Annotated in this window: 11 protein-coding genes; 1 reads left to right on the forward strand and 10 read right to left on the reverse strand. The window is 49.9% G+C overall.

Features of this window, described 5'->3' with window-relative positions:
* Positions 1-96: 96 nt before the first annotated feature.
* Genes rlmH through MAMMFC1_RS04355 form a run of 3 tightly spaced genes read right to left on the reverse strand, consistent with a single transcriptional unit; the run spans position 97 to position 2,514 of the window.
* Complete coding sequence (gene rlmH, locus MAMMFC1_RS04345; protein WP_126306799.1) at positions 97-576, reverse strand: 23S rRNA (pseudouridine(1915)-N(3))-methyltransferase RlmH; 480 nt, start codon at positions 574-576, stop codon at positions 97-99.
* 17 nt (positions 577-593) lie between these two features.
* Positions 594-1,706: a S1C family serine protease gene (locus MAMMFC1_RS04350; protein ID WP_126306801.1), complete on the reverse strand. Its 1,113-nt coding sequence runs from the start codon at positions 1,704-1,706 to the stop codon at positions 594-596.
* Positions 1,707-1,740: 34 nt separating this feature from the next.
* Positions 1,741-2,514 carry an MBL fold metallo-hydrolase gene (locus MAMMFC1_RS04355; protein WP_126306803.1) on the reverse strand — a complete coding sequence of 258 codons (774 nt, stop codon included), beginning with the start codon at positions 2,512-2,514 and terminating at the stop codon, positions 1,741-1,743.
* Positions 2,515-2,791: 277 nt separating this feature from the next.
* Here MAMMFC1_RS04355 and MAMMFC1_RS04360 point away from each other — a divergent pair, with 277 nt between their 5' ends.
* Complete coding sequence (locus tag MAMMFC1_RS04360; RefSeq protein ID WP_232035655.1) at positions 2,792-5,431, forward strand: PAS domain S-box protein; 2,640 nt, start codon at positions 2,792-2,794, stop codon at positions 5,429-5,431.
* Here MAMMFC1_RS04360 and MAMMFC1_RS04365 read toward each other — a convergent pair.
* The 7 genes from MAMMFC1_RS04365 to MAMMFC1_RS04395 form a co-directional block, all read right to left on the reverse strand.
* Entirely contained in the window at positions 5,428-6,801 is a 1,374-nt protein-coding gene (locus tag MAMMFC1_RS04365; protein ID WP_126306807.1) for a phosphomannomutase/phosphoglucomutase, read from the reverse strand. The two genes, MAMMFC1_RS04360 and MAMMFC1_RS04365, sit on opposite strands and share 4 nt — an antisense overlap.
* Before the next feature lie 436 nt (positions 6,802-7,237).
* Entirely contained in the window at positions 7,238-8,617 is a 1,380-nt protein-coding gene (locus MAMMFC1_RS04370) for a nickel-dependent hydrogenase large subunit (RefSeq protein WP_126306809.1), read from the reverse strand.
* Between the two features lie 8 nt (positions 8,618-8,625).
* Positions 8,626-9,867 carry a hydrogenase small subunit gene (locus MAMMFC1_RS04375; protein WP_126306810.1) on the reverse strand — a complete coding sequence of 414 codons (1,242 nt, stop codon included), beginning with the start codon at positions 9,865-9,867 and terminating at the stop codon, positions 8,626-8,628.
* Between the two features lie 213 nt (positions 9,868-10,080).
* Entirely contained in the window at positions 10,081-10,962 is an 882-nt protein-coding gene (locus tag MAMMFC1_RS04380; RefSeq protein WP_126306812.1) for a peptidase MA family metallohydrolase, read from the reverse strand.
* Positions 10,963-11,256: 294 nt separating this feature from the next.
* On the reverse strand, positions 11,257-11,898 hold the full coding sequence (gene deoC, locus MAMMFC1_RS04385; protein WP_197723913.1) for a deoxyribose-phosphate aldolase: 642 nt from the start codon (positions 11,896-11,898) through the stop codon (positions 11,257-11,259).
* Between the two features lie 95 nt (positions 11,899-11,993).
* Complete coding sequence (locus MAMMFC1_RS22775) at positions 11,994-12,104, reverse strand: RCKP-type rubredoxin-like domain-containing protein (RefSeq protein WP_126306816.1); 111 nt, start codon at positions 12,102-12,104, stop codon at positions 11,994-11,996.
* A gap of 15 nt (positions 12,105-12,119) precedes the next feature.
* A complete protein-coding gene (locus MAMMFC1_RS04395) occupies positions 12,120-12,542 on the reverse strand; it encodes a transcriptional regulator PerR (protein ID WP_126310437.1) in 423 nt (140 codons plus the stop codon).
* Positions 12,543-12,689: the final 147 nt, after the last annotated feature.

Consider the following 12,689-nt stretch of genomic DNA (forward strand, 5'->3'; position numbering starts at 1 on the left):
AATCCTTGCTGCATTTTAAGCTACAACATAGTGATTTTTATCAAAGACAAATGCCCCAATCCCTGTTATGTCAAGGATTGAGGCTACTTTTCGCCATTACCAGTGATAAGGTTCCCCCCGACTAATCTTAAACGCCCGGTAAATCTGCTCCACCAGCAGCAGCCTTATCATCTGATGTGTAAACGTCATCCTTGAAAAAGACAGCCTTTCTTTCGCTGCCGCCAATACGTCGGGGGAAAGGCCAAAGGCCCCGCCGATGACAAAGGTGAGGTCGCTTTGTCCGGCAAGGGCCAGGGTGTCAAATTTGGCGGCAAGTTGTTCGGAGGAAAGCATCTGGCCGGCCACATCGAGAACGATGAGATGGGTGCCGGGGCGGATGCTTTTTTGTATGCGCTCGCCTTCCCGCGAGATAGCCTGGGCCTTCTCGGCGGGGGAAGGGTTGTCGGGCATACGCTCTTCATTTAATTCAACAATGTCCAGCCGGCAGTGAGGTGTCAGACGTTTGAGATATTCCTGAATGCCTGCAGTAAGATACTTCTCTTTAATTTTGCCGACTGTGACAATAGTGATTTTCATGGTAATTCTCTTTCGGATTACTGCTGTTGCGGCATTTCTTCCAGGGCCACATTAATGGTCTGGGTCCGCCCGTTCCGCTGTATAACAACGGCTACGCGGCTTCCTACCTGCTGGTTGTCAAGTACGGCCCGAAGGTCGGGTACGCTATTGGTCTCAGTACCGGCGACGCTCAGAATAACATCCCCCTCCTGGATGCCGACTTTGGCCGCAGGGCCGTTGGGATATACTTTCGCCAGGTATATTCCTTTTTCAATATTCAGTTCATAGCCATATTTGGCCGCAGTATTCTTGTCAAGAGCCCCGATACCAAGGTAGGCCCTTATTACGCGGCCTTTATCAATGAGCGACTGCAGGATGGGTCTGGCGGTGTTGACAGGTATTGCGAAACCGATGCCTTCCACACCGGTTGCGGAGATTTTGGAACTGTTGATCCCAACGACCACACCGTCTGCATTTACCAGTGCGCCACCGGAATTACCAGGATTGATGGCGGCATCAGTCTGGATAAGCTTAAAACGGCGGTCGCCAAAATCCAAAGTCCGATTAACAGCGCTGATCACACCAACAGTTACCGTTCCTTTAAACTCAAGGCCGAGAGGATTGCCAATGGCGATAGCGGGTTCGCCTACCATTAATGAATCGGAGTCTCCCAGCGTTGCGACCGGCAGATCGGAAGCCTCAATCTTTACCACGGCCAGATCGGTGGCCGGGTCTGTACCAACCACTGTTCCATTGACAGTGCGCCCGTCAGCAAGGGAGACAACAATTTCAGCAGCGCCTTCCACCACATGATTGTTGGTAACAATATAGCCATTGGCGTCAAAAATTACGCCTGAACCAACACCTTGTTCCACCACGACTTTCCGGTTGAAAAAGTCCCGGGCGACAGCCTTGTTGGTAATCCCAACAACTGTCGAACCTACAGCCTGAACCGCTTTGACAATAGGAGTATTACGTGCTTCCGACACTTGCGCCTGAGCGGTCGGCGGCTTCAATTGATTCATAAACGAAGTGTCACCGGCTTGCGGGTTACCGCTTGGGCCCCCGCCGCAACCGACTAAAGTTACGCCAATCATTATGCTAATCAGGGAAACTACAATATAAGGTGTTAATCGCTTTAAACGCTTCATTTTACAGTGCCTCCTTTTATATGGCTCTAATCCGCTATTTTATACCGGCAATACGGTCAGGGTAAGTTAAATGGAGTGTAATTTCTTCACCAAGCTTGATTCTCTGCTCGGCCAGAATGCCGCCTACGGTATTTGCGGCAAGATCAGGCCGGTTGTTTTCCTGGCTTAAATGGGCCAGAAAAACGTCGGTACGCGCCTTGCGCGGCAGGCGGGCAAGCGTCCAGCCGGCGTCGGTATTGGCCAAATGCCCTTTATTACCCATGATGCGTTTTTTTAAAGGCCAGGGATAGGACCCTTTCTTAAGCATATCGAGATCATGATTGGATTCCAGCACCACGACGTCCGACAGGGACAGCGACTGCTTCACTTCCGGAGTAACGAATCCCAAGTCGGTAGCCACACTGCACTTGATTTCGCCGCAATAAAGAGAATAGCCCACAGGGTCTGCGGCATCGTGGGAAATGCTGAAAGGTTCAATTTTCATCTCCCCAATGTCAAGGCTGTCTTTAAAGCTTAGGCAGCATTCGTCAGGTAACGCTTGGCGGCAACTCATTGCCAGCCAGGTATCTGGATTGGCATAAGCCGGCAGGCGGTATTTTTTTAGCAAAGTGGTCAAGCCACTAACATGATCATGATGTTCGTGAGTAATGAGCACTCCGTCAATATCCTCAACGCGGGTTCCAAGAGAATCCAGAGAATTTTTGATTCGTCTGGCGCTGATGCCGGCATCCACGAGCAGCTTGGTTTGATTCATTTCCACAAATATAGCATTACCCGTACTGCCGCTGGCCAAAACATGAATTTGCATACAGGTCTCCTCTACGCCTAACATTCATCAGACATATATTTCGCTCCTTGTTAGGCCAAATCCTCTTACTGGTTAGCTAAAATCAGCAAGACCCCTGTAAATTTTATATGACAAAAACAATTTTTGACAATATCTCGGAAGGATTCTGGAAATAATTGTTAAATATAATACGCGTTAAGGCCATCAAGTACAGGAGGAACCGACTTTGTGGAATATATACAAAAATTTATGGCGAACCCCTTTGTGTAAAACTTTTCCAAAACCGATTCAAACCCAATTGAACCTATTAAACTTAGTTATCATCATGCTAACTATTATTATATTAATCGCTTCCTATACTTTTGTCGAATGGAAAGATTACGAGAAAACCAGCTTTAACTCCCTGGATACAACTATCACCGTACAGCAAAGCAGCCTAAACGAGTGGATTACATTTCGCCTAAACGCCATTAGACTGTTGGCATCATTAGCAGTTATGACCCAGGACCGGTTAGGCTTATCCAAGGTTTTTCAATTATTCCTGCAGCAGTATTCCGATTTCAGTTCAATAATGTTTGTAGACACTGGTAGCGTACTCGTGGCGAATGCCGGCATTCCCGTTCCCCCCGATCTGGTGCAAACGTTAAGCAGGCAAGCGGCAGGAGATGTTGGCGTTGGAAAATTGTACGATGAACCGGTAGTTATCTTTAGTTCGCCGGTATACGACAATAACGAGCGCTACACCGGAACAATTATCGCAGCGACAAAGGCCAAGTACCTCAGCAGCCGGCTTCAGAATTTTAACTGCGAAAAAGCGGCGGAAACTTTGCTAAGCGATGAAAACGGCTTTGTATTTGCAAAATCAGGCTTTGCCGGCGAATCTGCCCGGCCTGCCAAGCTCGTTCAAAACCTGGCCAGTTCTTTAATGTTTGCCGGCAACACCTATGGTATCGGGCAGATGAAAAACGGATCATCCGGAACTGATTACTATACGGATCAACAGGGCATCGCCGTACTTGGCGCCTATCGCCCCATTCCGGAAAGGCGCTGGACAATCGCGACTCAGGTAAACCGTACAGAAATTCTGGCGTCCTTTATTTCCCGGGCCACATTAACCATTAGCGCTTTTATTTTATCCATCCTGTCCGCAGCCCCCTTCATTCACGCTGTGACCTCCCGGATCGTGAGCCCCCTGAAGGAACTGGCCGCACATGCCAGGCAATTTAGGCTTAGCGGCTACAGCATTGCCAAATACCCTCGCCGGCGCAATCATCTGATATTAGAGCTTTATGAACTGGATTGCACACTGGAACGAATGGCCGGGGCCCTGATAGAAAAACAGGACAAGCTGCAGGCGGCAACATCGGATTTGGCGATAACCAAGACCCAATATCATATGCTGCTTGAGAACTGTTTTATCGGGGTTTATACCATTCACAATGACGTATTAGCTTATGTAAATCCTTATCTCGCCAATCTGTTTGGCTATACTCCGGAAGAAGTGATAGGTAAAACGCCGCTGCAGTTTTTCATTCCTGAGCACCACCTGCTGGTGAAAGAAAATATTAATAAACAGTTGGCAGGCGAAGTTCTCACTACCCGTCAAGAATACACCGGCGTTAAAAAGGATGGCAGCCGGATCTTTGTCGAGATCCTTCTCGGCAAGTGCATAATCAACACCACCGGCGACAACGGGCCGGCAATCATCGGCACTGTTCGGGATGTTACCGAACAAAAACTGTTAAATGAAAGCTTGAAAAAGATGGCCCATGAACTGGAGATTTTGGTAGATGAGCGTACTTCGGAACTTAACGCCGCCAACCAAAGTCTTCTGGCTGAAATTACCGAACGTTTGGAAACGGAAAAACAGCTTAGAGTATCGGAACAGCGATTCGCAAAATTGTTTCATGCGAACCCCATGCCGACATTAATCGCTCGCGTTAGTGACGGTCTGTGGATTGATGCCAACGACAGCTTTTTGCGGCTCATGGGCTTGACCCGTGAAAAAGCTATCGGCGGCGCTCCTACATATAGTACCGACATATTGGCGAGCAAGCAAGAACGGCAAGAATTGATAAACCAACTGGTGACGGAAAATCAATTACACTGTCAATTACACTGTTTGAAGAAAACCATCCGTACTGTGTCGGGAAAAGAACGAACGGTGCAGATTTCGGCGGAACCGATCACCCTGTCAGGCAGCAATGAACCGTATATTCTTTATGTATTTAACGATATTACCGAGCAACTGCATCTACAGAAAGAATTAGCCAGATTGGATCGCCTTAACCTTATTGGGGAGATGGCTGTCGGCATTGGTCATGAAGTACGAAATCCCATGACTACCGTGCGCGGTTTTCTACAAATGCTGATGCGCAAAGATGCTACCGCCAAATATAACAGCTATTACTCCATCATGATTGAAGAATTGGACCAGGCCAATGCAATTATCACGGAATTTTTATCATTAGCTAAAAACCGTTCCGTGAACCTGCAGCCAATGAACCTAAATACCCTCATTGCAGCCCTGGCGTCCATAATCCAGGCCGACCCCTTAATGAACGGCAAGTCTTTCAGTCTTAATTTAGACGATATTCCGGACGTCTTACTGGATGAAAAAGAGATTCGCCAGCTGATCTTAAACCTTGCCCGCAATGGTCTGGAAGCCATGGAAGGGAGCGGCGAGCTTACTATCACCACCTTTTCAACCAAAGAAAGGGTAATAATGGCAATTGCCGATCAAGGCCCCGGAATTTCCGCAGACGCACTGGACAAACTAGGTACTCCTTTCTTCAGCACCAAAGATCAGGCCACCGGTCTGGGAATTGCGGTGTGCTACAGCATAGCCGCCAAGCATGAGGCTGAGCTTAAGTTTTATACAAGTCCCCAGGGGACGACCGTTCAAGTACGCTTCAAAAAGATGGCTATTCGCCTCTAAGCAGGGAACTGCTTATATTCTTCCGGTATTTTGGCAAGTACGGCTTCCTGGACCGCGGCGGGTAATGCCGCCAGCAATATGTGTATAATCCGGCCCAACCGCTCCCGGGATTTGGCTTCGAACCGCAAGGTAAAAAGTGGCTCGGTTACAGATGCCCGAATCATTCCCCAGCCGTCTTGAAACTCGATGCGAACTCCGTCTATGCGGTTAGGGTGGTAGGAGCTAAGCTTTGCGGCCACATCGTTGAGAATCTCTTCCTTGTCCGGTTTAAGGTACGGCACACGAATATCAGGAGTCAAAAGATAGTTGGGCACTGCGTTTACCTGAGCCGCCAGACTGCCCTGAGCTTGGGCGGCGACAAGCTCGCATACTTTTAAGCCTGCAAACATGCCGTCATCATAACCCAGTTCACGAAAAAAGAAATGGCCGCTGATTTCGCCGGCAAATAAAGCATTCTCGCGCTCGAAGGCCGCCTTGCTGAAAGTGTGGCCCGCCCTGGCCATTACCGGCGTTCCGCCGGCCGCAGCAATCTCCTCGGGTACCACCATGGAGCTTTTGGCATCATAGATGATAGCGCCAGCCGCCGGCGCTAAATAATGTCTTGCCAGTAAAACCATAATATCGTCATTGTCAGCCGGCCGGCCGTTCTCGTCTACAAAACCCACCCGGTCGCCGTCCCCGTCAAAAGCAATCCCCAGTGCCGCTTGCTGTGCAACTACCGCTTCACCCAGAGCTTTTAAGTTTTCAGCCAGAGCAGGATTGGGCGGACGATTGGGAAATCTTCCGTCAGGCTGGCAGAAAAGTTCAATCACTTGATACCCAAGCAGGCGGAAAAGGCGGGGCGCAATGATGGAAGCAGCGCCGTTGCCTGCGTCAATAACCACCTTTAAATCACCGGGCCGGGTTTTGGCAGCGGTATATTCCAAGTATTTTTCCACTTGTGGTCTGGGCGTTACGCTGCCTTTGCCGTCCCCACCGGTACGAACATTTTTCTCCACCAGCCGCCCAATCTCCGCCACGTCTTCTTCCGTAACCGGCCGGGGACCCAGAACCAGTTTGAATCCATTATAGACAGCCGGATTATGGGAGGCAGTTACCATGACGCCGCCGGCGGCCCCGGTGGCTTTTAGCGCGTAATAAAACACCGGGGTGGCAACCGTCCCGATATCGATCACCTGACAGCCTGATTCGGCCAGTCCGTCGATCATAATCCGCCGGAGCGCAGGAGTGGATAAACGAATGTCGCCGCCGACCACTACTTTTTGCCCGGTAAGCTTAGTCCCCACCGCCAAAGAAATCCTCCTGGCCATGGGATCGGTAAGTTCCTTTCCCACCACGCCGCGAATATCACACGCCTGAAAAATATTCACAGGGTATCCCCTTTCATATGTTTCTGTCACACCTATATAGTTTTCAAAAATGATTTACAATCGTAATGCTAGGGTAAGCGTAGGTTAAGCGGCAGCGTCGAAGCGTTCCTAGCATTACGATTAATAGAAAATCATTTTTGAATTCCATATAGCATGATTATTGTAACACGCTGCTAAGACTTGTTCAATCGTGGCCTCCGCCCGTCACCCCAGCCTAAGTTGCCGCCAGTTCATCATTTGCCGGAACTGCTTAGAAATCGTTAGATACCGTTGCATACCATACAACATATTGCGAATTGTAATTCATATGTTGCTAAGTCATCATAGTCAGACCGGAGGCGCGACGAGAACCGCAGCGGAGGCGTACTGGCCGTACGTCGGAGCGAGGATCGCAGAAGCAACGAAGCAGATGGCGGTTTATAAGCAGTTCCCCCCCTTAACGTGAATAGTCCATCACGTGTACTGCACACGTAAAGCAGGGATCAAACGAACGAACCACCCGCCCGACTTCCGTCAGGTGGTCGTCCTCCGCCGGTGTGCCGATAAGAGCCTGTTCCACCGGACCGCGGACCCCTTTCTCATCCCGGGGGGAAAAATTCCAGGTGGTGGGAGTAACAACCTGAAAGTGGTCTATCCCCCCATTCTTATAACTCATCCAGTGACCCAGCCCGCCTCGCATGGCATCGGTAAGTCCTACGCCTACGCCAGCCGGCGGAACCGTATAAGGTTGATTGGCAGGCGAACCGGGCACTACTTCCTTCAGCCAGCCGGCGGCTAAACGGCAGATCTTCAGCGTCTCATGAGCTCTGGCCATAATTCGGTCCATCACCGATATTCCCTGACGGTAATCCCCGTTTATATAACCTCTGGCCAATGGTCCGCCTTCAAACGGCAACCCTTTGTACCGCGGGGCCTTTACCCAGGTATACGCTTCCGGCTTGCCAGGGTTTGGTTCGGTTTTGCCATCGGCAGGATGGCGGCTGACTTGATCATCCTGATACCAGCTATGTCGGATGTCTTCCGTTATTTCATTAATATCCGGTTCTTCCACTTTGCCGCGATTAATGATCAGACCGGGCTTGAAGGTCCGGACACCGGTAACCGGGGCCGGAAACATGCCATAGGACAGGAAGTTGCCGTAGCCCGCGCCGATGCTGAAATAGTCCCGGTAGTATTCAGCGATGGTTTGCACGTCGGCTAACAATACCTTTTCCACCCACTGAGTTATGTCTTGCAGAATACTGCTATATGTAAGCAGCCGCTCCGCACTGGCCTGCTCGGTTACACCCGTTGCCATGATGGTTTGCTGGTGAGGGGCCTTGGCACCGAAGACGGCCAGCATCTCATGGGCGCGAGCGGCCATCTTCCCCCCTTCCTTGATATGGCTGAACAGCTCGTCGTTGACTTTTGGCGGTAAGCGAAAGACTTTTTCCGGTCTGGGGGTATAAGGCGGCAGAGCCGGGCCTTTTACGTAGTCGAAGATGACCAGAGAGTAAAAATGCCTTAAGTGGTTCTGGATGATATCAGCGGCATAGATTAAGTTGGTAAGGTGCTGCCCGGTCGGCGTTGGTTTGACGCCGAAAGCCTGCTGTTGGGCCAAAGCATTGGCCACGGAATGAGCGCAGGAACATATACCGCAGATACGCTGGACAAAAAGCAGTGTATCCCGTGGGTCCCGGTTTTTTAACATTGCTTCGAATCCCCGGAACAAATAGGAACCAACCCAGGCGTCAACTACCTGCCCGCCTTGAATGTCCACGTCCACCCGCAGCGGTTCATGTATCCGCGTTATTGGAAAAATCGTCTTAACAGCCATGCCTCTACCTACTCTTTCCTCATCTTTTTACTCGGCCGGATAAAATCCATCAGTTTTTGCCGCCATGATTTCTTTAGCCTTCGCCGTACCTTGCCGCGCCGTGCCAAAGCTTTGCTTTCACTAATAAGAGCGTTCTGCTGCCTGATTGCATCATCCAGTTCCTGCTTGAGCTGGGCTAGGTTTTCCGGTGGATCGGTTTCTTTGGGTCTGGTGCCATCCTGCCAGTGACGGCCGATTCTCTTAGACACCACCCCGGTGATGAGATGAGCTCCCACCGCCGCAATCCCCAAGCCGGCTGCAGTTGCCCCGAATTTTTTTATATTCAGGGCGCCGGCAGGGGTGTTGAAATTAGGCAGATGATTGTAAAACGGCATGCTGCTGTCAGGAAAGCCCGGGCTGGCGCAGCCGATGCAGGGAGTTCCCGACCTTACCGGCCAGTTTACATAACCGTTCCATTGCCGCAGCGGACAATCGGCGTGAGTAACCGGTCCTTTGCAGCCAATCTTAAACAAACAGCCGCTTTCTCCCGGAAAAGAAGCAAATACACCGTCCTCAAATTGCTGACGGCGCTGACAAAGTTCATGAATGGTGCGGCCGAAAAACATTTTGGGCCGGTTGTAGGCGTCGAGATCAGGTATCCCATACATCAGCAGGTGGCTGAAGGTGCCTGTCATCCAATCGGGGTGAGCAGGGCATCCCGGTACATTGATTACCTGTCTGTTAACCGCTTCCCGCACACTCTTAGCTCCGCCCGGGTTTGGGTAGGCTGCGGACGGGCCGCCAAAGCAGGCGCAGCTGCCTACAGCCACTATGTATTTAGCCTTGGGCGCAAATTCAGCCAGCGCCGCCATTCCCGTAACCATCTTCCCATTACGCATATAAATATGATTATATTGCCCATTTGCAGCCGTCATGACCGCTCCCTCGACCACCAGCCAAAACTTGCCGGCTTCATTGTTCAAAGTGTCATAAAGCGCCTCAACAACGGCTTCACCCTGTGCAGTATTGAAGACCCAATGGTAGCGTATGTCTAACATATCAAGGATTACTTGATCAAGCGAGGGATTCATGGAATTCTGCAGTGAAACGGAGTTGCCGGTGCAAGACCCCAATTCCAGCCAAACCACCGGCGGCTTGGCAACCATATTTTCGGCAAACGCCTGACGGACGAAGGGCAATAGTACATTGCCCAGACTCATGGTAAACGCCGAAGAGGCGCACAGTTTTAAAAACTCCCGCCGCGTTAACATTGAAAAACCTCCCGTGGTTAAACCGTGGTAAAAAAAACTAAAGCTAATTTTCCCGGATTTGGCTGGATATATTACGAAAAAAAAGAGACATGGCGGTTACTATTCAAGTATTCAGGAGTCAGAATTCAGAATGTTTCGGGAGGATCGTTCTCTTATTCTGACTTTCTGCTTCTGACTTCTGCTTTTGAATAAGTCAAGCCGCATGTCTCTTTATCATTTATTTACCGTCATGTAGTTTTTCATATTACGCACCGCCCAGATATTTACTTCCTGCTCAAAGGCAGTGTAGTCCATGTTCAGGGCCTTAGTTATCGCTTTATCTGTGCTCATCCCGGTTCTCAGATAGTCTATTACCTGAGCCAGAGCACTTTCACCGTGTACTGCGGCGATATACCGCACTGCCGCCAAAGACTGGCGGTAAGCCAAAGACTGGTTGGGCAAATCATCAAACCGCGTATCCAGCTCCTTCAGGGAATACAACTTCTCATCCAGCCGGTTGTTTGCCGTTATCCATTCATAGCCGTTCAGCCGGTACTCCACATACTGCGCCAAACCTTCGGTGAACCAGCGGGAATAATTGCCTTGTGTCATATAGTCCAATACCAGATGGGTATATTCGTGGGCCAGTGGTCCGGTGCGAATGAATTCCTCCGGCGAAACACCGTCTTTCATCCAAGCTGCCGGCGACAAGATCTGGATCACTCCGCCCCAATAGAAACCCATGGCATTGATTTCCCCGGACCATCCATAGGCGTGACCCATAGCTGTCCGGTCCGGATATATGAGAATCAGGGTCCTGCTCTTTATCCTGTAGTTAAGAGCCTGGCTCACCGGTTCATAAGCGGCTTCGGCTGCCCCGGCAACCGTTTCCACTATACCGGCGTCAACTTCCGTATATTTGATTCTAAAGTGTGGCGTATCCTTTACCAGCATGTCACCGGTCGAGTAATCAATCTTCTTTTGCACCGCCTGCCGTACCAGCGGGTAAATCAACATTTGCGGCCGAACCGGTGCAAGCATCAGCACCAGTCCCGTAAAAGCCAGCCCGACCACCAGAGTCACACGCTCCCGTATCATTTGCAAAATGCCACGCATGGTTACCCCTCCCCTCCGACAGGTCAGAGCAACATTATACCATAGCCCTCAAATGTAAACTACAGGTTAATTATGTAAATAAAAAAGACTATTCAAAAAGATGCAAACGCAATCTTTGAACAGTCTCTGCCTTTCAATCTGTACCGACTCAATTTACCAACTGCCACGAACTGCTTAGAAGCTGCCAGATGCGAGGCGCGACGAGGACCGCAACGGAAACGTACTGGTTGTACATTGAAGTGAGGACCGCAGAAGCAACGAAGCAGATGGCGGCTTATAAGCAGTTCCCCCCCTTTAAGGCCGCACAATCTCCACTCCGGAGCTTGTGCCTATTCGCGTCGCCCCCGCGGCAATCATTTCCTCGGCCTGCTGCCGGTTACGTATGCCGCCGGCGGCTTTAATCCCCAGGCTGTCCCCCACAATCTCTTTAAGCAGCCGAATATCTTCAATCGTAGCGCCACCGGGACCGAATCCGGTTGAGGTCTTAACGAAATGAGCGCCGGCCTTCAATATGGCGTCACAGGCATGCCGCTTCTCTTCATCCGTTAAAAAACCTGTTTCAATGATAACTTTCACCAGGTTCCCGCCGGCAGCCGCAACCACTTGCCGGATGTCTTCCTCTACCGCCTGCCATTGGCCGCTTTTGGCGGCAGCAATATTAATCACCATATCCAGTTCATCAGCCTTATATTTGATAGCTTCCGCCGCCTCAAAAGCTTTAACGGCAGTGAGATTGGCCCCCAGAGGAAAACCAATGACAGCAGCTGTTTTAACACCTGTGCCGGCTAAAAAGTGCGCGGCCTGATCAACATAGCAAGGATTGACGCAAACGGCGGCGAATTTTTGCTCCAGAGCTTCCTGGCAAAGTCTGGTAATGTCCGCAACAACCGCGTCGGGCCTGAGCAAAGTGTGATCAATATAACTGGCTAAATTCACAATATCCCTCCACTTGTATTATTCACATTAAATTATATTGATATAGCATAAAATAGTAAAGAGCCGGCAAATGCCAACTCTTTCTTTACTTAATATTACGCCTGCTTTTCAATCTTGTCCTTGGGTGCCCCGCACTCCGGGCATTTAGCCGGACGACAGCGGCCTTCCTTTGTCGCTCCGCAAACGCTGCATTTCCATACTGCCATAAGAGTTTCCTCCGTTCACTGTTTCTTGCTTTGACAGCTCGGACAGGTACCGTAGAAATAAAACTGCTGCCCGGTTAGTTCATAAGCAGTCTGGCTGGCTACCTGATTAATAAATTCCCTGCTGTCAATGTGATGCAAATCGTCCACCCGGCCACAAACCAGACAACGAACATGCGGGTGGTTCGAAGTGTCTGCATCATAGCGGAAACTATCTTCGCCCACGTTTAATACCTGAACCAAATCAAGTTCTTTGAGTATCTCAATTGTTTTATAGACCGTGGCCAGACTCATGGTTGGATAAACAGGCTGTAAAAGGTTGTAGATCATTTCAGCGCTGGGATGAGCTTTGCTGGTTGCCAGCACATTATAAATAGCGAGACGCTGCGGCGTAACCTTAAAACCTTTGTCCCGCAATAAGGATGTTACACATACTTCCATTGTTAACCCCATCTTATAACCTCCATTACTGACTAACAATAGTTATCGAATAATTCTTATTTTAATTCTACATACATTAGCCAGAGATGTCAAGATAAATAGTAAAAATCCCATAAAAGTTTTTTGTAGTGGTCTGTCTACATTGAA

Origin of the sequence: Methylomusa anaerophila (genome assembly GCF_003966895.1) — a bacterium.
GTDB classification, from domain to species: domain Bacteria; phylum Bacillota; class Negativicutes; order Sporomusales; family Sporomusaceae; genus Methylomusa; species Methylomusa anaerophila.